This window comes from Rhodococcus sp. IEGM 1302 (assembly GCF_030056935.1).
Lineage (GTDB): Bacteria > Actinomycetota > Actinomycetes > Mycobacteriales > Mycobacteriaceae > Rhodococcus_F > Rhodococcus_F qingshengii.
Genome location: NZ_JASHKY010000028.1, coordinates 1 through 22,688, shown reverse-complemented (window position 1 = coordinate 22,688; position 22,688 = coordinate 1). Strand labels below are relative to the sequence as shown.

The 22,688-nt window shown below is 61.7% G+C and carries 17 protein-coding genes and 2 tRNA genes; 8 read left to right on the top strand and 11 right to left on the bottom strand.

All coding sequences use genetic code 11. The features are described 5' to 3' along the window. Positions 1-35: 35 nt before the first annotated feature. On the bottom strand, positions 36-2,426 hold the full coding sequence (locus QM609_RS25010; RefSeq protein ID WP_050654543.1) for a putative bifunctional diguanylate cyclase/phosphodiesterase: 2,391 nt from the start codon (positions 2,424-2,426) through the stop codon (positions 36-38). After that, positions 2,419-4,722, bottom strand: coding sequence for a putative bifunctional diguanylate cyclase/phosphodiesterase (locus QM609_RS25005; protein WP_225320105.1), 2,304 nt, complete (start codon positions 4,720-4,722; stop codon positions 2,419-2,421). The genes QM609_RS25010 and QM609_RS25005 overlap by 8 nt, the downstream gene beginning before the upstream one ends. 300 nt (positions 4,723-5,022) lie before the next feature. Between QM609_RS25005 and QM609_RS25000 the strand changes: the two genes are divergently transcribed. From QM609_RS25000 to QM609_RS24990, 3 genes are all read left to right on the top strand, one after another. Further along, on the top strand, positions 5,023-5,700 hold the full coding sequence (locus QM609_RS25000) for a TerD family protein (protein ID WP_007728823.1): 678 nt from the start codon (positions 5,023-5,025) through the stop codon (positions 5,698-5,700). A gap of 289 nt (positions 5,701-5,989) precedes the next feature. Then, positions 5,990-6,184 carry a hypothetical protein gene (locus tag QM609_RS24995; RefSeq protein ID WP_050654542.1) on the top strand — a complete coding sequence of 65 codons (195 nt, stop codon included), beginning with the start codon at positions 5,990-5,992 and terminating at the stop codon, positions 6,182-6,184. Positions 6,185-7,128: 944 nt separating this feature from the next. Continuing rightward, positions 7,129-7,815: a DUF8020 domain-containing protein gene (locus QM609_RS24990; RefSeq protein ID WP_007728826.1), complete on the top strand. Its 687-nt coding sequence runs from the start codon at positions 7,129-7,131 to the stop codon at positions 7,813-7,815. Between the two features lie 93 nt (positions 7,816-7,908). Here QM609_RS24990 and QM609_RS24985 read toward each other — a convergent pair. The 8 genes from QM609_RS24985 to QM609_RS24945 form a co-directional block, all read right to left on the bottom strand. Beyond that, positions 7,909-7,999 (bottom strand) — tRNA-OTHER (locus tag QM609_RS24985). Between the two features lie 920 nt (positions 8,000-8,919). Next, positions 8,920-9,831 carry a hypothetical protein gene (locus tag QM609_RS24975; protein ID WP_143541184.1) on the bottom strand — a complete coding sequence of 304 codons (912 nt, stop codon included), beginning with the start codon at positions 9,829-9,831 and terminating at the stop codon, positions 8,920-8,922. 141 nt (positions 9,832-9,972) lie between these two features. Further along, positions 9,973-10,049, bottom strand: a tRNA-Leu gene (locus QM609_RS24970). 34 nt (positions 10,050-10,083) lie between these two features. Further along, entirely contained in the window at positions 10,084-11,049 is a 966-nt protein-coding gene (locus QM609_RS24965; RefSeq protein WP_050654539.1) for a Ppx/GppA phosphatase family protein, read from the bottom strand. After that, a complete protein-coding gene (locus QM609_RS24960) occupies positions 11,046-11,591 on the bottom strand; it encodes a DUF501 domain-containing protein (RefSeq protein WP_003946286.1) in 546 nt (181 codons plus the stop codon). The genes QM609_RS24965 and QM609_RS24960 overlap by 4 nt, the downstream gene beginning before the upstream one ends. After that, entirely contained in the window at positions 11,588-12,199 is a 612-nt protein-coding gene (locus tag QM609_RS24955) for an FtsB family cell division protein (protein WP_003946294.1), read from the bottom strand. The genes QM609_RS24960 and QM609_RS24955 overlap by 4 nt, the downstream gene beginning before the upstream one ends. Before the next feature lie 134 nt (positions 12,200-12,333). Next, positions 12,334-13,620 carry a phosphopyruvate hydratase gene (eno, locus tag QM609_RS24950; protein WP_003946309.1) on the bottom strand — a complete coding sequence of 429 codons (1,287 nt, stop codon included), beginning with the start codon at positions 13,618-13,620 and terminating at the stop codon, positions 12,334-12,336. A gap of 214 nt (positions 13,621-13,834) precedes the next feature. After that, a complete protein-coding gene (locus QM609_RS24945) occupies positions 13,835-14,647 on the bottom strand; it encodes a lytic transglycosylase domain-containing protein (protein ID WP_030536268.1) in 813 nt (270 codons plus the stop codon). 140 nt (positions 14,648-14,787) lie between these two features. Here QM609_RS24945 and efeU point away from each other — a divergent pair, with 140 nt between their 5' ends. From efeU to efeB, 3 genes are read left to right on the top strand one after another with little or no spacing between them, the layout of a single operon-like run. Beyond that, positions 14,788-15,690: an iron uptake transporter permease EfeU gene (gene efeU, locus QM609_RS24940; protein ID WP_003946279.1), complete on the top strand. Its 903-nt coding sequence runs from the start codon at positions 14,788-14,790 to the stop codon at positions 15,688-15,690. Positions 15,691-15,704: 14 nt separating this feature from the next. Next, complete coding sequence (gene efeO / locus QM609_RS24935) at positions 15,705-16,835, top strand: iron uptake system protein EfeO (protein ID WP_003946291.1); 1,131 nt, start codon at positions 15,705-15,707, stop codon at positions 16,833-16,835. Further along, complete coding sequence (efeB, locus tag QM609_RS24930) at positions 16,836-18,116, top strand: iron uptake transporter deferrochelatase/peroxidase subunit (protein ID WP_050654537.1); 1,281 nt, start codon at positions 16,836-16,838, stop codon at positions 18,114-18,116. Positions 18,117-18,131: 15 nt separating this feature from the next. Here efeB and QM609_RS24925 read toward each other — a convergent pair whose 3' ends face one another. Beyond that, positions 18,132-19,376, bottom strand: coding sequence for a DUF7159 family protein (locus tag QM609_RS24925; RefSeq protein ID WP_050654536.1), 1,245 nt, complete (start codon positions 19,374-19,376; stop codon positions 18,132-18,134). Positions 19,377-19,529: 153 nt separating this feature from the next. Here QM609_RS24925 and QM609_RS24920 point away from each other — a divergent pair, with 153 nt between their 5' ends. Then, the gene (locus tag QM609_RS24920; protein WP_283337592.1) at positions 19,530-21,368 is read left to right on the top strand and encodes a serine aminopeptidase domain-containing protein; all 1,839 of its coding nucleotides are present in this window, start codon (positions 19,530-19,532) and stop codon (positions 21,366-21,368) included. 269 nt (positions 21,369-21,637) lie between these two features. Further along, entirely contained in the window at positions 21,638-22,597 is a 960-nt protein-coding gene (locus QM609_RS24915; RefSeq protein ID WP_283337591.1) for a lipase family protein, read from the top strand. Positions 22,598-22,688: the final 91 nt, after the last annotated feature.

The window sequence follows — 22,688 nt, the reverse complement described above, 5'->3', positions numbered from 1 at the left end:
GTCACACATCGATCGGCAAAACGGGCGCAAAGTTCTCACTCAGTGGTAGCCGCGACACCCCACCTGCTCGAACCGCCGAGTCGCCCATTCAAATAGTGCGGAATCTCGGCTGCCCGTATCGGCATTCCCTCGAGGTACCCCTGGATCACGTCACATCCGCACTCGGTCACTATCGCGCGCTGCCTCTCCGTCTCCACGCCCTCGGCGACGGTGTCCAGCCCCAGAGACTTGGCAATCGCGATGACGGCTCGCAAGACAGCGAACCTCGAATTCGAGGGATCCGCGTCCAGCGGTGCGACGAACGCCCGATCGATCTTCAACCGATCGAGCGGCAGCCGGGCCAAGCTGGCAACCGAGGAGAACCCTGTGCCGAAGTCGTCCATCGCAATGGCGATGCCGAGCGCCGAGAGCTGTACCAACACATCTCGGTCGGCGTCGTCGATGACCAACGATTCGGTCACCTCGATCTCGAGTCGGCTGGGGTGGAGGTTCACCTCGATCAGTGTCCGGCGTACCGAGTCGACGTATCGACTCGAACGCAGTTGCACCTGAGAAACGTTGACGGCAACCCGAATGTCCTCCGGCCACGTTGTCGCCGCCGTGCAGGCAGCCCTCAGAACACCTGCACCGATCGGCACGATCAAGCCGGTTTCCTCGGCGACCGAAATGAAGTCTCCCGGCGAGACGAGACCTGAAGTCGGATGGTTCCACCGCAGCAGAGCCTCGAACCCGACGACAACTCCCGTCGCGGCCGAGACCTGTGGCTGATAAACCAACTCGAACTCTTCGTCGATCAACGCACGACGAAGATCCAACAATGCCCTGGCCCTACCCGTCGCACGATCCCGCAAAGTCGCATCGAAGGCGCGAATCTGGTTCCGACCGCTCTCCTTTGCGTGGTAAAGCGCGAGGTCCGCGACAATCACCAGGTCTTCGAGGCTGTCGGCGTCGTCGGGCATCGAGCCGTACCCCAGACTGGCACGAATGCGAATCTGGTTGCCGACCAGTGAAAATGGTCGTTCGAATGAGTCGAGAATCGTTTGGAATCTCTTCTCCACCTCATCTGCACTCCCGATGTCGTCGAAGGCTACGTCGTCGAAGGCGATGGCGAACTCGTCACCCCCCAGTCGGCCACAGATCTCGTTCGATCGCAGAACGCTGTGCAGTCTGCCGGCAACATCGCGAAGCACGTCGTCTCCGATGTGGTGTCCCAACCGGTCGTTGATCGACTTGAAGTTGTCCAGATCCAGAATTGCCAGCCACACCCTGTGTCCGTCCCGAATCCGCGAAGACAGTTGAGCGTTGAAGCTGTACCGATTTCTGAGCCCGGTCAACGAATCGATCTCTGCCAATCGCAAGATGTTCTGGCGCTGGTGATACGAGTGCGTGATATCGGATCCGACACCGCGCCACCCGTAGGTCGCCCCATCGCCACTGCCCGGGTGACCTGACATCGACCACCAGCGAGTATCGCCCCGAACGACGACCTGCATGGTGAGGTCCCGAAACGCCGTCCCGGCTTGAAAATTCGCGGCGAGGAGATCAAGGGACTTCCTGCCCACATCTGTTCGGGACGCGCCGATCCCGATCAGGATCTCGTGCATTGTGCGGCCCCGAATCTGTGCTGCCGGCAAACCGACCTGCTCGGCGAATCGATACGACACGGTACTGGCGATACCGCGCGAATCGGTCTCCCAGAGCCAATCCTGTGCTCCGTCTTCGAGATCGTTGAGCAACAACTCGACGAGATCTCGTTCGTCCTCGGCTATGAGTTCGGCGCGTAGCCGTCTCTCGAAAAGTTTGGCCAACAGCAAAGTTCCGCTGTAGAGCGAACCTACAAAGACGACCAGCACCCCGATCAGCACGAAACGCGATGTGCCCGGTTCCGTCCAGAACGCCCCGGCCAACCCGACTCCCACCAGGCTGATCCAGACCACAGTGATTCCGCGAAACATCATGGTGGGAAACACGCCGACCGCGATCCCACCGATCAAGGTCGAGCTCAGTACCAACTCGTCACGAGGATCGAGCATCGGGAAGAGAACGAGAGCCAAGCACGCCAGGAGCACTCCCCAGACAATGATTTCGACTGTGAGTACCACCAGTTCGGTGGTCTGGGACTCGGAGACGCCGAGACGCGAGCGCCGGAGCCAATACACACTGAATCCAGCGCTCGACAACAGCATGACGCTCGACCAGGCGAAGGTGAACCATCCGGCATCCACCGGCAGAAGCACCACGATCGCTGACAAGGCAACCGCCGCGGTCAGAAACGACCACGGCAGTACGCGCGCGGTGAACCGCAGTCGTCGATCGAGTAGGCGACGGCGATCGTAATCCGAGAGGTGTTGTTCCGTGCCGCTGCGACCGAGTTTGCGCACCGACGTCCCGACGCGACGCCTACGGAGTACTGCCGGGTCACCCACGTCGGCCTGCTACCGCCGCTGCGACCGCGTCGACCGACATGGCTCCGCCGGCGATGTATCCCTGAACAGTCCTCACCCTTGCAGCGGCCACGGACTTCAAGTCTTCCTCACCGTCGACTCCCGAGACGACGACCTCCATTCCCAACGCGTCGACCAGATCCACGACAGCTTCGAGGATCGACCGTCCACCAGGCACTGCACCCGAAATGGAGCGCTCTATCCGGACTCGGGTGAACGGAAGGCCGGACAGTGATGCGAGCGAGGAGAATCCGGCGCCGAACTCGTCCACGGTCAGCGCGATTCCCATGTCCGCGATGGCGTGCAACGCAAACTTGGACTCGTCGGTGATCGCCGATGATTCGTTGAGTTGGAGCTCGAGCTGATGTGCACTGACACCTGATCGTCGAAGCGAGTCCCCTATCGCGACGACAAAGGAATCCGATTCGAGCTGACGCGTCGATACCGCGACGGCTACCCGCAGGTGATCAGGAAGGCGGGACGCCGCCTCGCAGGCCAACTCGAAGACGGTAGTCCCCAGTGAGTACGCCAAACCGGTGTCGTCTGCGACGCTCATGAATTCGGCGGACGTAACGGCACCGAGGCGGGCGTTGTGCCAGATCACGCGGACTTCCACGGCCACGATCTCGCGGGAAACCACGTCGATCCTGGGCAACAGCTCGAGTTCGAGGTCCTTCTCCGCGACAGTGTTTCCCAGATCTTCGAGCAGGCGGGCCCGCCGATCGGCCACGGACTTCATCGAGTCTCGATATTCACGTACGGCCCCGCGCCCGGATTCCTTTGCCGCGAACAAAGCCAGGTCCGCAGCGCCCATCATCTCGTCGGCGGAGGACGGCAGCTCGTCGGGGAGGTAGTACCCGATGCTGCATCCGATCTCCAACCGCGTACCAGCCACTGTGATCGGCTCGTGCAGAGTTTCGATGTAGCGGCCGAGCAGAGTACGAACTTGTGAGCTGTCACCCACATCGGTGAAAAGAACCGCGAACTCGTCTCCCCCCAGACGTGCGAACAACTGTGACACCCCGCCGGCTTCGGACAGGCGATCCGCGACCTCTCGCAGAACCGCGTCGCCAACGGTGTGTCCCAGTGTGTCGTTGACCGACTTGAAGTTGTCGAGGTCGAGCATGGCCAACGCGAGACCACTTTCGCTTGTGTACGGCTCGCGCAGCAGTCGCTCGAGCTCGGTCCAGAAGCTGTGCCGGTTCGGCATACCGGTGAGTGCGTCCACACGACCCATCCGCACGATCTCGTCACTCTGCAGTTTTACTTCCGTGACGTCGGAACCGACTCCTCGCCAGACGAACTCGTCGGGTGTACGGCCGGGGCGCGGGCGTCCGGAGATCTGCCACCACCGAATTTCACCGTGAACTCGGACCGGAACGAGCACGTCGACGAATGCGGTCTTCGTGTGGCGGGCCTGCTGCAACTCCATGAGCGCATCGATCCCGCCGGGGATCCGTAGGGTGCCCAACTCCATGAACAGGTCCTGCCACGCCGTTCCCTGCAACTCGGTGGAGTCCAGCCCCGCTTCGACCGCGAGCCGCGTCGGGATTCGGTTGAACTTGCCTTTCTGGTCCGTCTCCCACACGAAGTCCCCGGCGTTGCCTTCGAAGTCTTCGAGAAGCATCTGCACGACCGATCGTTCCGACGCGGCGCTCAATTCAGCTCGATAGCGAGATTCCAGGTTGCCCGAGACCACTATCGTGCCGCCGATCAGAGCCGCGCCATAGGCGATCATTCCAATGAGAATTCGTTCGAACTCGGGTCCCGGCTGAAGCCAGAATGCCACCCCGAGGATTATCAGATTGGACAGGACCCAGGTGACCCCCACCACTCGCAACATCGCGGTGGCCACGGCTCCGGCACCGGTGATCGATGTGGTGACCGCTATCAGGATCAGATCGCCGGAATCGTCCAGGATCGGGTACAGGACCAGGGCGAGCGAGGAATACAGGATCCCGACTACAGCAAATTCGACGATGAGAAACGCGTAGGACATCCGGTACGTGGGTGTGATCAGGTTGAAATGAATGGCGAGACCCACGCACATCCCCACCAACCCGATCACGCCGGACAGCAAGGGCCACACACGCGGCAGCGGTCCGCCGTCCGGGGGAATTACATACAACGTCAGCCCGAGTGTGACGACGAGGTGGACGGCAGCGGCCCATGGCAGCACGCCGAAGGTGACGGCTATCTGCTCACGAGTTACGTCATCACGTTGGGCGGGCGTCAGTCTTTCTCTCTGGCGGGGTTGCAGAAGCGACAGGACTGGCATCACTTACCTCCCGCTCCCACGACGCAATTGAATCGGACGTCCGACTCAGCAATTCTTCCGTAATTGGACGTTGCCGTGTCAACCAGTGCGTCCACCCTATTTCGGAGTCGCGCGCGTCTGCCCACAGACACAGTAATCAGCAAACTGCTGGTCTGCCGCAAGTTGGCGCCGCAAGTTTGATGCCCATGGGTTGAAATCAGACATGAGGGACAACGGCCGGAGATCGCCGATCACGTCGGTGGAGATTCCTCGACGGGTAACACGATCGGACTCATTCGAGTTCAGACAAGGACTATCACGATGGCAATCGACTACACCCGACGTTCCGGCGAGTCCACTCCGTCGCAAGCACCGGTCAGCCTGAGCAAGATCACGCTCACAAAATCGGCGCCGACGGTCAACCTCGCGAAGGCGGGTGAACGACAAGGCAATATGCGCGTGAACCTCAACTGGTCACAGGGGGCACCACCGAAGAAGACCGGTTTTCTCGCCAAGCTCGCCGGCGCAGGCTCTGGTGCGGTCGACCTGGACCTCGGATGCCTCTACGAACTTGCCGACGGGTCCAAGGGAGTAGTTCAGGCCTTGGGTAACAGTTTCGGTTCACTGACTTCTCCGCCCTACATCTCCCTCGACGGCGACGACCGCAGTGGTGCGAACACCGGCGGCGAGAACATGCACGTCAATCTTGGTGACCCAAGCGCTTTCCGGCGAATCCTGATCTTCGCGATGATCTACGACGGCGCTCCCAACTGGGCGGCGGTGGACGGCGTCGTCACCTTGTATCCCACCAACGGGCCGGAGGTGGAAGTGCGACTCGACTCCGCCAGCAACCAGGAGCGACTGTGCGCGATCGCTCTCATCCAGAGTTCAGGTCAGGGCGTGACGGTGACCCGTGAAGTTCAGTACATCAACGGCAGTCAGTCCGATCTCGATCGGGCCTACAACTGGGGAATGAAATGGGCTGCCGGACGAAAGTAGGGGCTGCGGACGGGATCTCCCCCATCCGAATGACAATGTCCGAATCATCCACAATGTCGCAAGTTACTGGATAGTGTCGAGAAGTGGGGTCGGACATGAGGGGTCACGCTCGACACCGATAGTGGGTCGGTGACGCTATGTGCTTGGCGACGCCGACGTTCGACCGGAAAGGCCCTCGATTTCCCCCGAGATCGAGGGCCTTTTCGTATCTTGCGTCACTGTTCGCACCCTTTCATTAGTTGATCGTTAAACTAGGCGTTCGTCCAACATGCACCGATGGAGAACGTGAATGTCCACGAATTCAGATCAACGCCCGCGCCTGCCCGTGAGAATCGCCTACCTCGCCGCAGGAGTTCTCTTTGTCGCCGCCATGCTCCTGTTGGCAAGCGTCGTCAACCCTGATCGGGACCGCGATTTCTCGATGAACCACGTCCCCGCGGGGACGTCGACGACCGCCTTCGCCGCAACGTCCGACCTCGGCTAACGAAGGTACCGGTACGTAAGTGGCGCACGTCACGAACTGTGGGTAGTTTCAACGCCGATGGTTCGCCGTAGGTCGGTATTGAGAGGGACGGCCAACCACTGCCCTGCCTGGTTGCCCCACCCAAGCAGGCAGGGCACCCCAGATCAGGCAGGCACCCCCGATAATTTAAGTCTCAAGTAACTGTTACTCGGGAAAGACTTGTATCAAACCGGGACGAATCGTACATTTCATCCGGCAGTCGGCCTTCGTCCGACGCCTTTGCCGTCAATGTCGACGGAACTTCTCTGAACACCACCACAAGTCGGCCACTTGTCGTGACCGCATTCGTCCTCGCGAAAGGCTCGCCCATGTTCGATTTCTTCGGCGCAATCTCCGGCTTCTTCGGCCTACTGTTCGGCACCGGCTCGTCGAGCGGGAGCTCGGGAGGAAGCAGCGACGCACCCGTCGCGCCGCCTACCTGATCCACAAGCCTCACCCGGCACCGATCCGCCGGGTGAGGCTCTCGCGAATCTCTTTGAAACACAACGTAACAGCACTTCAACTCCACCGACTTTTCTGCGGATTCACGCCGACACACTCCGGCGTCCGGACAGTTTCACCACATCGCCTGCAGTAATGGGTCCTGTGTCCGCCATTCTCCGCCGAGGCACACCCGCAGACCTCCCAACCGACAAGGCATGTGTTCGCCGTGAGCCGGTGTCCGTTGGGGCAGCAGTCCGGGGATTGCTCGGTCAACCGCATCTCCACATTTTCGCACACATGTTCGACAACTTGATACTGCACGCTGCACATTCGATTACACCGGCCGCTTCCGGTCGGCCCGAGCGCAACTATCCCTTCCGTCACTTCGGTCTGCTTTAATACGAAGGCTTTGTCGGGGGTTTACCAATGTCCGAAGTTGTCGAGTTTCTGCGAGCACACGCAGGCGAACACGGGGTTGAACTATGGGTTTCTTCAAGAAGGCGGCTGTGACTGCTCTAGCGGTCGCTGCAGTCGGAGCATCAACAGGGATCGCATCAGCTGATCCGTCGACCGACGTGAATTACGAAGCGAAGGTCGTCGACAAGTCGATCGTCACCACCATCGACGCCGGGCTGTTCAAGGTGTCCGGCGACGGCAAGTCCGTCGTCTTGCAGGACAGCAAGGGAGCCGACCTTGTTTCCCTGCCTCTCGCATACAACCTCGGGGATCTACAGTTCCCCTTCGATCGCACGATCAGTGAAGACGGTAAGACCCTCACGCTGACACCGATCACCGATTCGGCGAAGGCAACACCTCGACCCGAGAGTGCGCCTGCGGCAAAGGAATGGACGCCCGTCGCCTCGCCCGAGGAGAATGATCGGGCGATTGCGCACTTCCAGAGCCAACTCGGCCTCGGCACTCAGGTCGGCAGCCTGCTCGGCACCATCGTCGGCGCCGGAATCGGTTGCGCTGTCGGCGCTCCGCTGGGCTTGACCATCGTCGGACTCCCCGTCGCCGCGGCACTGTGCCTGGGTGGCCTCGCAACAGGCGCCGGAATCGGCGGTGTCGCCGGAACGATCCTCGGCGGCGGCGGCGCGGCTGTCGTAGCCGGCATCGATCTCGTCAACACGCTGAATGCTCCTGCCGGGACGACCGTCTGGGCTCAGTAGCCACTTGGTGGTCAGTCGCTGCTCCACGGAAAGCCCCGCCCGCCCGAAGAGGACGAGCGGGGTTTTTCGATTCAATGTGCAGGAGGATCTACGTGGTGCCCCCAGTCGGACTCGAACCGACACACCGCAACCCAGGTCGCCCAACTCAGCGGAGAGGTTGCGTCGATGTACCCGATTTACGGGCTAATGGTGAGCTTTCTGGCGTACAGCGGACTTCGCGCATCTGAGAACTCGGGGTTGGAGATTCGGGACCTCTCGTTTACGACCGGCCCAGCCAAGGCCGACGGCTCCCCCACTACGCGATGCGCAATCAGCGTCCTACGAACCAAGAACCGAAAGGAGGGTCGGTGGGAGTCGAGCACGCCGAAATCTAAGCGGTCCCGCAGGACCGTTCCGCTACCGACTTGGCTGGCTGAGCGCATGCGCGACTACCTCGCGGAAGAACACCCGAGGTCCACCGAGCCGACTGCTCCGCTGTGGCCGTCGAGGAAGAACGGCGGTGGCTTCCGGCCTGCGGGCGAGCGGCACGCGGTTCCGCTCGACTGGACCCAACCAAACGCAATGGGCGCGTTCTACGACACAATATTTCGTCCCGCGCTGGTGGTGGTCGGACTTCCCGCTAGCGCCCCAGCGACCACCGACCTTTCCGCCACTCGCGGAGTACGACTCCACGACCTCCGCCACACCTTCGCGACGATGCACCTTATGGCCGGCACCCACTTCATGCAGGTCTCAAAGTGGCTGGGGCACTCAACCTTTACGCTCACCCTCGACACCTACGGCGATTGGATACCAGAAGAGGATGGTGGCGCAGGCAATGATCTTCCCGAGCCTACCGCCGTCCTCACAACACCAGCCAATGGACTGTCGAACGTAGTGCCGCTGTTCGGTAAGCGATCTGCCGGGCAGCCCGGTCGGTCATACTCGAGAAGTTCTTGACCGATAAACCGTAGAAGAACTGGGCTTCCATCGGGACCGCAGGACATGCCGGTCGGAGCCATGTAATCCTTGAGATCAGTATCGATAGCTGCTTCAATCCGGACCCCCGAGGAGTTCAAGCCCAAGCGCCTCGCGCACGTTACTGGACCAGCCACTAAACAACTCTCAGTATCGTGTGCGCCAGTCGTCTATCGTGACCTGCAATCTTTCCGGGTAGTAATTTGTTCGGCTACCGTTCGGGTCTGTTGACTGTGCCTCATATAGTGACAACGCACACTCAGTGTTGATGAGTGCAAGATTGATAGAGTCCGCCATCATTCCAAAAGATTCCATCGGATTTCCGAGCAGATGGATTGGCCATGCATGCCCGTGGGTGAAACTAGAGCAAACCCTGTATCCCAGCTTAGAGACCGTCTGATAGTGCACCCCGGCCACGTCGGACGTGTGCTTTGGTGGATTGGCAGCGATCCAATTCGCGGCCTTCCGAACCATTTCCGAGTACTGTCGTGCGTTTGCAGGCTCAAGGGTTTCCAAGACCTCAAGCTCCTTGGTGTGGAACTCGAACCGATGCTTGTTCTGCGCATAGGCTTCGTCAGACATCGTTCGAAGCCCATTGTCGTGAGCGTTCTGTGTCTCTCCATGCCATTCTCGCGCGTGCTCAATTCCCACCTTTGCGAGACCAGCAGCTCTCTTGCGCCTTGCGTCTCGATCTTCGGAACTCATTATCCAAATAGCTTGCGCTGAGCACTCGACTGCTGTTCTGCACAGTGAAAGAAAAGCAGCAGGGTGATGGTTGAATGGAGCGTCTGCCTTCGCCTGTACAACCAATGCCCTTGTCGAAGCAATCGCGTCGATAGCATTCATGATCGGGTACATCACGGTGCCAGACAAGCCCTCTGGGATCTTCTCATAGTATCCATCCGCGTCGTCCTTAGCCATTGGCGTGCCGGGATCAGGACGATGGGGTTTCAGCCCCCATGCCTTGAGGGTCTGACCTCGCTCAGCCCGTTCCGAGACGCGACCGAGAGCGGGGTTCAACATTGCAGCGAGTGCATAACGCACGTCCGGTGGGTTCATGAGCTGAAACCATACCGACCGCCCCCGACACTCGCGCCTACGTCCGCCTGGGGTACGCCGCACGTCACGGCCTTTTCACGGCCCTGCAGGACCTGGGGCGCCATTCGATTTACAGGGAAGGCGTCGCGACCTGCGGCTACTTGGTGCCCCCAGTCGGACTCGAACCGACACTTGACGGATTTTAAGTCCGTTGCCTCTGCCAATTGGGCTATGGGGGCCTTGCCGCACCCGACGGGTCGGGTGCGGCAGGGATCAGACTATCGGGTCGGTCTGAGCTACCGACATCGCGATGCCGTCGAGTATGTCGTGTTCGCTGACAACCAGTTCGGTGATCCCGGCTTTGGCTTCGAACGCTTGAGCCAGCACCGTGGTGATGATCGCTCCGCCGCCGATGACGTCCACCCGCCCCGGATGCATCGGGCCGAAGGCAGCACGATCAACCCGAGGCATAGCAATGAGACGCTCGCACACGTCGAACAGTTGATTGAACGAAATCCTCGACAGGTGCACCTTCTCGGCGTCGTACTCCGGAAGATCCTGCGCGATCGCGGCCAGCGTCGTCATGGTTCCAGCGACACCCACCCACGTGTGCGCCTTCTCGACGGGTACGGCCTCGAACGCCTCGGCAAGTTTCGCGGTCGCGAAAGCCGTCGCCTCGGAAACCTGCTCTGCTGTAGGCGGATCCGACGGTAAGCACCGCTCCGTGACGCGCACACAGCCGATGTCGGTGGAGTACGCAGCCTGGACGCCGGACGCCTCGCCTAGGACAACTTCGGTGGATCCGCCGCCGAGATCGACCACCACGAAGGGGCCCTCCGACGGATCGAGTTCTCCCACAGCACCGCTGAACGAGAGGCGCGCCTCTTCGTCGCCGGTGATGACCTCTGCTCCGGATCCGGGAATCACCGCGCCGAGCACGTCCCGCGTCATCGTGAAGAATTCTTCCCGATTCGCAGCGTCGCGAGTAGCCGAGGTGGCGACCATGCGAACGGCGGTTGCTCCGGCATCGGCGATCATCGACGCGTACTCGACCAGCGCGATCCGGGTGCGTTCGATGGCCTCGGGCGCGAATGTCCCTGTCGCATCAACACCTTGACCGAGTCGCACGACGCGCATCTCGCGCCGGACATCCACCAGACGACCGTCGGCGCCGACGTCGGCGATCAGCAGTCGAATGGAGTTGGTACCGCAATCGACTGCGGCGACACGGCGAGTCACCGGTCGGTGTTGTCGGCATCGTCGATGCCAGGCCAGTCCGCGGGAATTGCAGTGCCGCGCAGCTTTCCGTGACCGGCCAACGCGACGGACTCGTCACCGAGCGGATTGACGCCGGGTCCCTTGGCAAGCGAATGTGCCATCAGCACGTGCAGGCACTTGACACGATCCGGCATCCCACCGCCGGCAAAGTCGGTTCCCAGAGATTCGATCGCGTCACGCTCGGCAAGGTACGACTCGTATGCCCGTCGATAGGCCGCGGCAAGTTCCGGATCCTGGGTCAGGCGTTCGGTCATTTCACGCATGACGCCGGCGGATTCCTGACGGCTCGCTTCGGCAGTCAGTCGCGGGTCCGTGAGGTAGTACAACGTCGGGAACGGTGTTCCGTCCGGAAGTTTGGGGGCGGTCTTGACCACGCCCGGCTGACCGTCCGGGCTGCGGTACGCGATCTCGATCACTCCGCGTGGCTCACGGCCCAATTGAGCGGCAACGGCGTCGAGATCCGCTTGTGAAACCTGTGGGGAATTTTCGGACGTGTTGCTCACCCGGTGGGTACTCCTTGTTCTTCTGGCTCTATCGGCGCCAACGGCATCGGGGCCGGTGTCGTCGTCTCGGGAACCACTGGCGGTTCCGAAATCGTTTGCCACAGATCGCGATACCACGGACCTGTGAGCGGTGTTTCCTTTTCCTGCTTCTTCTCGGGTTCCTTGTAGTCACCGGGAAGCTGAACCTGGAACGGGGTCTCGCCCGGTTTGACGTACCGAAGGCGTTCTCGTGCAAGAGCTTCGATGTACGCAGGGTCGTCGAAGCGCGCGTTCTGCCCTTGCAGCTTTCGCAGTTCTTCCTCGAGTACCTGACGTTCGGCCGCCACCTGCGCGGCATCCGAACGCTGGCTGATGTAAGTACGGAGCGGCACTGCCAGTGTCAGCGCCAGCATGAGCACAACCATCGCGAGCACAACTGCCCGACTGGTGGACAAGCCGAAAATGGTGTTGTCCGACTTCGGAAGCCGAGACCAGAACTTGTTGGTTCCGCTCTTCCCCCGGGCCGACTTCGACCCTCGCGCCGACGCTTTCTCGGCGGAGACCCCCGGTTGCGCGGGGTCTGTCACAGCGGAATCGACTGCTTCCGGATCTACCGAAGGTTCCGACACGCGTGCGCGTCGGGCACTGTCCCGACGCGCACGCGACGGTGTGTCCCCACGACGGGAACCACGACCCCCCGGACTTCCGCCGGGGGATCGTGGCTTACCGCGCTGTGCAGACACTACTGAATCTTAGATTTCCGTCAGGCCTCGAAAGCGAAGCGCGGGAACGCAACCTCGCCGGCGTAACGTGCTGCGTCGCCGAGGTTCTCCTCGATGCGCAGCAGCTGGTTGTACTTGGCAACGCGCTCGCTGCGTGCCGGAGCACCGGTCTTGATCTGGCCGCTGCCGACGGCAACCGCGAGGTCGGCGATGGTGGTGTCCTCGGTCTCGCCGGAACGGTGGCTCATCATCGTCTTGTAGCCGTTGCGGTGAGCGAGATCGACGGCATCGAGGGTCTCGGTCAGGGTGCCGATCTGGTTGACCTTCACCAGGAGTGCGTTGGCCGCACCCTTGACGATGCCTTCTTCGAGGCGCTCGGGGTTGGTGACGAAGAGGTCGTCGCCGACGAGCTGGATCTTGTTGCCGATCTGATCGGTGAGTGCGACCCAGCCGTCCCAGTCGTCTTCGTCGAGCGGATCCTCGATGGAAACGAGCGGGTAGGCGTCGATGAGCTCGGCGTAGAACGCCGCCATCTCGGCCGCGGTGCGGTTCTTGCCCTCGAACTTGTAGCCGGTGCCGTCGGTGTAGAACTCGGTGGCAGCGACGTCGAGAGCGAGCGCGACGTCGGTACCCAGCTTGAGGCCGGTCTTGTTCACGGCGATCGTGATGAGGTCGAGTGCTTCCTTGGTGCCTGCGACGTCGGGCGCGAATCCGCCTTCGTCGCCGAGACCGGTGGAGAGGCCCTTCTCCTTGAGAACCGACTTCAGGGAGTGGTAGACCTCGGCGCCCCAGCGCAGCGATTCCTTGAAGCTCGGTGCGCCGATGGGAGCAACCATGAACTCCTGGACGTCGACGCCGGTGTCTGCGTGCGCGCCACCGTTGAGGATGTTCATCATCGGGACAGGGAGAACGTGAGCGTTGGGGCCACCGACGTAGCGGAACAGCTCGAGGCCCGAGGACTCGGCGGCGGCGCGAGCCACGGCAAGCGAGGCACCGAGCAGAGCGTTTGCGCCGAGACGCGACTTGTCCGGGGTGCCGTCCGCGTCGAGCAGCGCCTGGTCGACCGTGCGCTGCTCGGTTGCGTCGATGCCGATGATGGCAGGAGCGATCTCGCCGAGCACAGCCTCCACGGCCTTCTCGACGCCCTTTCCGCCGTAGCGTGCGCCACCGTCGCGCAGTTCGACGGCTTCGTGCTCACCGGTCGAAGCGCCGGACGGCACCGCAGCCCTGGCGAAACTTCCGTCTTCGAGCAGAACCTCGACCTCAACCGTGGGGTTACCACGGGAATCAAGGATCTCGCGAGCTCCGACCTGCTCAATACTGGCCACTGTGTGGTTCTCCTTCGAATGGGCTTCGCATTGGGGCACGCTCTGCGTGCTTGACACTTGGGCTCCGACCCCTCCGGTCGAAAGAGGACCACGATCGCGGCTGGGCCTCTGCAGTGCCAGCACCTCTGTAGTGCCAGCACACAGCCTAACCGCACGGGCCGAAGGCTTCTTTATCGACGCGCGGTCACGGGTCCGACCTGCGGATCGATCACCGTCAGTCCGGCCGTACCCCGACTGAATACGCCGACGCACGATCACGAACGAGTGCGAGATAGTCGCCCGAGAGGTTGTACGCCATCAGTGCCTGCTGCCATCCGGCAGCGGAAGTGAGGTCTCCCCCGCGTGCACACAGGTAGCGGGCGGCCGTGAGGGCAGCGTCGTCGATGTTGTCGGGGTCCACCCGGCCGTCGCCGTTGGCGTCGACTCCCCATTTGAGCCACGTCTCGGGGATGAACTGCATGGGCCCCATCGCACGGTCGTGCACTGGATCGCCGTCCATCGCCCCGCCGTCGGTGTCGGGGATCTCGGCAACTCCCGGGCCACCGTCGAGAGGGATTCCCCGAATGATCGGAGCAACCTGGCCGAACGCGTCGACCGACGAGCCGTCGTAGGTCCCGTGGCGGCTCTCGACGCTGCCGATACCGGCCAAAGTTGTCCACCCGATTCCGCAGCCGGGAAGCGTCTCGGCCATCACCGCAGCGGCGTACCCGTAGGCCTCGAGTGCCGTCGTCCCGATCCCGATGTCGTCCGACAATCCCGCTGCCCAGTCGGCGAGTTGATCAGCACTGCGGCCGGGAGCATTGATGTCGATCGGCGGCGTCGGAGAGCCGGTACCTGGGGGTATGCCCTCCGGAATGGCTACTTTCGGTTCGTTCGATCCACAAGCCACGACGCCTGCGCCCAGCAAAGCTGTTCCGGCAGCTACTGCTGCTACGGCTCGCGAGAGACGCCGGGGACTTCTGCGGGCTGTGGGAGTTCGGTACACCCCTCCATCATCCACATGCGAGTGAACTACTCCCGAATCCATTGGTAAAGAACAGCAAAAGTACAGGTGAGAGCATGGTTCGCCGTCGATGATGGAGTATCTTCTTCTGAGTTAAGGCTGGCCTAGCCTCATGCGTTCGTCAGAAGCTGTTGCACTCACTCAGTCAGGAGTCGCCCGTGCCCGTGTCGGTACTCGCTGCCGCGAGCACACCATCAGTTGCCACCCAGCTATTCGGCAGTGGCCTGATCGGTCTGCGCGAAGGCCTCGAAGCGGGCATCGTGGTGATGATTCTCGCCGCCTACCTCGTGAAGGCCCAGCGCAAGGACGCACTGAAATGGGTGTGGCTCGGCGTCGCGATCGCCGTCGCGATGGTGGCGATCATCTTCTTCGCGATCCACTACGGAACGTCGACGGTCGACGGCCTGACCGCAGAGATCATCGCGGGCGTTGCCTCCCTGATCGCCGTCGTCATCGTCACGATCATGGTCTTGTGGATGCGCACGGCCGCCAAAAACATTTCCGGAGATCTGAAAGCGGGGATGGAGAAGGCGTTGATCGCCGGACCCGTCGCCATCTTGTCGCTGTCGTTCTTCGCGGTCGGTCGTGAAGGCGTCGAGACTGCGTTGCTCATGGTCGGTTACGCCGAGAACACCGCAGGCAGCTCCTGGCCGTTGGTCGGACTGCTCCTCGGAATTCTCCTGGCCGCCGTCTTGACCGTCGCCATGTACTTCGGCGCCCTCCGTCTCAACCTGACGACGTTCTTCCGGTACACGGCGATCTTCCTCATCGTCGTAGCCGCCGGAATCCTCTCGTACGGTGTTCGCGCTCTGCAGACCGGAAACGTCCTGCCGGGCGGTTCGAATCTCGCGTTCAACCTGACACCCGGCTACGACCCGTCGACCTGGTACGGCACCGTCCTCGCCGGAATCTTCAACTTCCGCCCGGACCCGACCGTCCTGCAAGCCGTCGCATGGGTCGTCTACCTCGTAGTCGTCCTCGCGCTCTTCCTACGTCCCCTTCCGTCGAGCCCATCGGAACCGACAACCCCGCCTGCGCACGACACACACGTTCCCGAAAAATCCTGAGAGGCATTGCCGACATGCGTAAATCCACCCTCGTACTGGCCACGGCCGCGGTACTTCCCTTCTCCCTCGCCGCATGCACCGAGAAGACGACCGCGAGCGACGGCGACATCGTCGTCACGGCCACCGACGATTCGTGTGACGTCAGTGCCACCACTGGAACCACTGGCAGTTCGACGTTCCAGGTGACGAACAACGGCTCGAAGGTCACCGAGTTCTACGTCTTCGCCGAGGGCGATCGAGCGATGGGCGAAGTCGAGAACATCGGCCCCGGCCTTACCCGGCAGCTGATCGTCTCCCTCCCCGAGGCTGCGACCTATCAACTCGCGTGCAAGCCGGGCATGGTCGGAACCGGCATCCGTCAGGACTTCGTCGTCACGGGCGATTCGCAGGCGGCCACCGACGAGAGCGGCCAACTCGCCGAAGCTGCCGACGGCTACCGGAGGTACATCCGCAGCCAGATCGTCGCGCTGCAGGACACCGCAGCTCAGTTCGTCGCCGCCGTCCAGTCCGGCAACGTCGACCAGGCGAAGGCACTCTTCCCGATCGCACGTACCTACTACGAGCGCATCGAACCCGAAGCCGAGAGCTTCGGCGAACTCGATCCCAAGCTGGACCTGCGCGAAGCGGATCTGGAGCCCGGTCAGGTCTGGACGGGATTCCACCGCCTCGAGAAGGATTTGTGGGTGACCGGGCTTCAGCCGGATACCAACGCGGTCGCCGATCAACTGCTCGAAGACATTCAGTATCTTGCCGACCAGCTGAATGCCGAGGATTACACGATCGATCCAACCAAGATCGCCGGCGACGCCCAAGGACTGCTCGACGAGATCTCGACTTCCAAGATCACCGGTGAGGAAGACATCTTCTCGCACACCGACCTGTGGGATTTCCAGGCCAACGTCGACGGCTCGCAAGCGGCGATCGCGGCACTGAACCCGATCCTGCAGGAACGTAATCCCGAGCTCGCCCAGCGCATCGCTGACCGATTCGCCGACCTCGACGCTGCGCTGGCGCAGTTCCGGGTCGGCGACGGATTCGTGTACTACGACACCGTCACCGAGGCGCAGCGTCAGGAACTCTCGCGTAAAATCGATGCACTGTCCGCCGAGGTCAGCCAGGTCCAGGAAGTAGTCGCGGGACAGTAGATGACTGATTCACCAGAAGGCACACCCGCTGCGGAAAACGCAGCACCGCACGCAGTCTCACGGCGCCGACTGTTCGGCGCCGTGGGGGCCGGCGCCGTCCTGGCCGGTGCCGGTGCCGTCATCGGGCGGGTGACCGCCGACGAGAGTTCCGGCGACGATCACGCAGACGTGGTCGCCTTTCGCGGCGAGCATCAGGCAGGCATCACGACGCCGGCCCAGGATCGTATGCACTTCGTCGCTTTCGATGTGACGACGAAGTCGCGCGACGAACTGATCACGCTGCTGCAGACGTGGACGGCGATGGCCGAACGAATGACGGCGGGTCAGGAAGCAACCGAGGACGGAGCGACCGGCGACGGTCCGTATGCACCACCGAGCGACACGGGTGAGGCACTCGATCTCGCGCCGTCGCAACTCACCCTGACCATCGGATTCGGACCGTCACTTTTCGACGACCGTTTCGGTCTCGCAAACAAGAAACCTGCTGCCCTGCTCGATCTCCCCCACTTCCGTGCGGACAACCTCGATCCGAATCGCAGCGGGGGCGACATCGCCATCCAAGCGTGCGCCAACGACCCCCAGGTTGCCGTCCATGCGATCCGCAACCTCGCGCGAGTCGCGTTCGGGACCGCGTCGGTCAAATGGTCGCAACTCGGGTTCGGACGAACATCCTCGACCTCGACGACGCAGGCGACACCACGAAATCTGTTCGGGTTCAAGGACGGAACAGCCAACATCAAGGCGGAAGATCCAAACGCACTCGCCCAGCACGTCTGGGTTGATCCCACTGACGATCAGGCCTGGATGGCAGGCGGATCATTCCTCGTCGCCAGACGAATCCGCATGCTGATCGAGCAGTGGGATCGCGCAGTACTCAAGGAACAGGAAGCCGTCATCGGCCGCTCCAAACGGAGCGGAGCGCCGCTCGGTGGCAAGGACGAGTTCGACGAGCTCGATCTCGATTCCAAAATGGGACACGACTTCGTCATCCCGGAGGATTCACACGTGCGCCTGGCCTCTGCCGAGGAACTCGGTGGGATTCAGATCTTGCGCCGCGGATACAACTTCACGGACGGCTCCGATGGCTTCGGCCACCTGGACGCGGGACTGTTCTTCGTTGCGTACTGCCGGAATCCGGTCGAGCAGTTTATTCCGATGCAGCAAAACCTTTCACGACACGATGCGCTGAACGAATACATCCAGCACGTCGGTTCTGCGGTCTTCGCTTGCCCCGGCGGTCTCGCCGACGGCAAGGACTGGAGTTCCCAACTGTTCACCTGACGCGAGTCTCTGTGTTCAGTACCTCCACGAACGCACCAAATTGACCGGTGCCCGATTCCGCTCGGTCAGTGGATCGATTGCTCTGGTCGTGGTCGGCGGCAGCAAGTCGGAGGTAGGTACCGGCGCGACAATTGCCGTTGTTTGCGCCTGCGGCGGTTCCGCCTGTGCAGGATCCGAAAACGGGCGCAGCACCGCCCACGCGAGGAAGCTGGTCAGCGCAACTATCGAGAACCCGACGCCCACAAGGATTTGCATCCTCCCAAGCCCACCAGCAGGTAGCGAATCCGATTCGGTGTCTTCTTCGGTTTCACCGACGCTGTGCACCACGGCCTGATCGGAAGACATTTCTACAGTATCCGTTGCGATTTCCGAGTCGGAGACTGCCGAAACCGCGACGTCCGAAACCGCGACTTCCGAGCTGGGGTGCTCCTGATGTAAGACCTCGGCTATCAATGCTGCGCCCTTGGCCGAGGCGAGCTCGGGCTCGGCCGGCCTGATCACCGGTACCGAAAACTCCCGCGCGAGTATCTTCTCCACCAGTGAAATTCGGGCGCCTCCTCCGACGAGAACCAAAGCGTCAGGGACACACCGAGCTCGTGCCGCAACTTCTCGAATCACCATCAGCGTGTCTTCGACTTCACGCTCGACAACCGAATCGAAACGGATGCACATGGATTCGGGAACGGGCATCACCTGCGCACGACGGGAGCCACTGGCGAGATACTCCTTGACTTCGCGGGCGTCGAACGCTGAATCAGCGTCGAGGGCTGCATCAACAGTGGTTGCCGGAAGTAACTCCGCGACAACCCCGTCGAGCCTGTCACCGGCGAGCGCCGTCGACCGCGTGGACGCGATGGTTGTCGCGGTCCCGATCTCGATCATCGAGACAGTCACTCCGGTTCGACCGATATCGAGAACTGTAAGTAACCGAAAACCTTCGGCCGCACCCGAAGTCCGTACCAACGCGACAACGGCAACCGCTTCCGGCACCGTGACAACGCCCTCGATACCTCGGGCACGCAGTTCTGATTCGAGCGCTACGTTCTGCCGCTCGTCGGGAACCGAAATGACCATCCGTGACGTGTCCCCGCGAACCGCAGCAACTAGGTGAATCGCGGCTGTCCGGACCGGAGAGGCGTCGTATGCATCTACAGTCCGAGTCAGGAATCGACCGCTCGTGGATCCGGTTTCCGGCTGGGGGTCGGCCCGAACAATACGAACCGAGGCAGCGCCCAACGACGCACCGAACACTGGATCCATCGCTGTACGCACCCCCATATCCAACTCTTGCACTGTTCATCCGCCGCAAAACATACTTGCGGTATGTTATCTGTAGCGGGAAGTTTACCGGATCCTCTGGAAACCGGAGAACTACGCGAAACTGGCAGGCCGAATCAATGTGTGGAGAGGTCCTTGAACAAATCGATGGCCAACATGACAACCGTGATGTCCGCACTACACGCACCCAACCCCACCCTGCTGGCGATCACCACCCGGCGCCTCCGCGACCGCCAGACACCGACCGGGATTCGCACGATCGACACGTGGATTCCGGGCCCTGGTGATGGGGCACTGTTCGCCTCGGTTCACCTGCCGTCGGATGCTGCCGTGCGCGGTGCCGTGGTCATATGTCCACCCCTCGCGAAGGAACACATCAGCGCTTATCGGGGACTGCGCCAACTCGCCCAAGAACTTGCCGAGCACGGATTCCTCGCTCTTCGTTTCGACTATGAGGGACAAGGAGATTCATCCGGTCGGCAGGATGACCCGCTAGCAGTTGCGCACTGGCAGGCCAGCGTGACAGCAGCCGTTTCGTACGTGCGGCGCACAGGTATCGATTCCGTTGCCGTCGCAGGTTTGCGTGCAGGGGCCCTACTGGCCGCGTCCACCGTAGATACACTTGGCGACCTACGTGCGATGGTCTTGTGGGATCCGGTCATATCCGGTAGGGCCTATGTTCGAGAACTGACGTCGCTGTACCGCGTTTCGGTCGACGACGACCCCCACCACGACGATTGCACATCGATCGTCGGCGGCCTGCTGGCTTCCGCAGCGGTGAATGACCTTTCCGGACTTGACCTCAGCACGTTCGATCCGAGTTCGTCGACAAAAGTCCTCGCCGCGATTCGCCCTGAATTCGCTGATTCGCCCCGCGTGGTACGGATGCTCGAGCGATCCGGTGCTGAACGCATATTCGTCGAACGCCAGAATCAGTTCGTTTCCCCCAGCAGTTTCGTACTCTCGGTGCCTACGCACGACATACAGCGGATTTCGAGTTGGGTGTCGCGACAATTCGGCGAGGACAAGACTTCCGTCGATCCAGAGATCACGTCGGCGGCGCATGTCGCGACGGCTGACGACGGCGAAGAAGTCTGGGAAATATTGGAACGACGGTCCACCGGATCACTATTTGCAATCTCCACCGCATCCCGCACGACCGCGAGCCACGCTGCCACAGCGATCTTTCACAGCACCGCGAACGAGCACCGGATCGGGCCGGCGAGACTGTGGGTCGAGTCCGCTCGAACTCTCGCCTCGCACGGTATTCGCTCGATTCGCTTCGACAGGATGGGCACAGGAGACAGCGGCACGGTCTGCACCGACGAGAGCACGCCCATCGTGTCTCCGGAAGCGCGCCGCAATGTGATGGATCTCGTCGACACTCTCGACGTGCCGCCGTCCCGCCGGATGCACGTCGGAATGTGTTCCGGCGCATGGATGGGCGCCTATGCAGCAAGCCAGCGCGGCGCAAGGTCCGTGGTGCTTCTCAACATAGTGAACTGGTCGATCAACAATCGCCGACCACCAGTGAAGAAAGCACACGTCGATGCAATGGAGTCTGACGTTGCAAACCGAATTTTCCTCGTGGCCAGAACAATTCGCAATTCCGGACGACGAGCTCAGCGGTACGTCCCCTACCCGGTGTGGCTCGGTCTCGGTTTCCTCGGATTGGTCAATGCCCCCGAGTCGATGCTTCGGACCTTGACCCGCCGCGGGACAAAAACTGCAGTGTCACTCTCGCCGGAAGACGAAGCGTGGTTCGAGGCGAACAGAGGCCGACGAGGTATAGCGCGTCTTTCGAGATCGAGGAATCCTCCACAGGTCTTGTTCTCAGGCTCCGGCGATCACAACCTGTTCCATCGCAGTTCGCGAGAACGCGTCCGCCGGTTGATAGTTGCCTCTGCACTCGATGCGTTCGGAGACCGAAAACTCGCCGTGTCGAAGCGCGATCAGGAGCGACTCGGAGCATGATGCGCACGTCTACCCGGGACGGAATTACAACGTCGTCCCAAGTATTTGTAGTCGTTGCAGCGACAACCGTGGCGCTTCTGACCGGTTGCACTGCCCACACAAGGCCCTCAAAACCGACTCCTACGTCCGTACCTCTTCCCTCGATCAGCGCCGACGCCGTCGCGGCCAGAGGCAAACTGGAAAGTGCGTCCGCGTTCGACGAAATCGATCCACTGATCGCCGACGTGGGCGCGACTGCCCACCAGATCACGTACCGATCAACTTCAGGTATGGACGGAAGCTCAACGGTCGTGTCTGGAGTCGTCTTCGTTCCGGAAGGCGATCCACCACCCGGCGGGCGGTCTGTTGTCACCGTCGGTCACGGCACAACGGGAGTGACTGCGGAGTGCGGACCTTCGATGTACCCGAATCTCCTGGGTTACGCGAGCACGATCGTCCCTTTGATGAAACTTGGGTTCGTCGCAGTCATGACCGACTACCAAGGATTGGGTCCGGCAGGCGGCATCAACCCGTACCTCGATCCGAACACCAGCGCATTCAACCTGATCGACGGAGTTCGCGCGGCGCGAGAAATGGTCCCGGACACGTCCGGGAAATGGGCAGGACTCGGCGTGTCGATCGGCGGGCAGGCGACATGGGCGGCGGCAGAGTTGTCCGGTTTCTACGCGCCCGAATTGAATTTTGTCGGATCGGTAGCGCTGGCTCCGGCGGCAGATCTTTCCAAGCTCGCCGACTTGGCCCAGTCGGAGTGGCTGACGCATGAACAGCAGATCATGATGTCGTACGTAGTATCTGGGCTGACCATCGCTCGACCCGGCACCGATCCAGGCAACTACCTACACGGCGCGCTGGCGAGCAACTCTGCGATGTGGCTGGCATGTGCGGGTCCGGTGTTGAAAGAACGCGGCGAACAAGCATCACGACTGAATCCCGCCGATACCCTGCCGAACTCCGACGAGGCCGGAGCAGTCTTGCGCGACTGGCTCATATCGATCGCCCTTCCGCAGCGTCCGGCCGGAGGACCACTCTTGGTCATCAACGGCGACGCTGATCAGACGATCCGCCCGCAGTGGGTGCAAGAGGCCGTCGACAATGCCTGTGCGTTCGGCGATTCGGTGCAGCACATCGTCAGGGCAGGCCAAACTCACAATAATCTGGATCCGGGGTCCGAGACCGCAGTCTGGCTCCAAGCGCGCTTCAGAGGCGAGTCACCGCCGTCGGACTGCTGATTATCGTCCAAAACTCGAATCGACCAGGTACTCCATGTTCTGAACCGCAGGAGTGGACACGACGTCTGAATGTGCCTTCGCCGAAGCCACT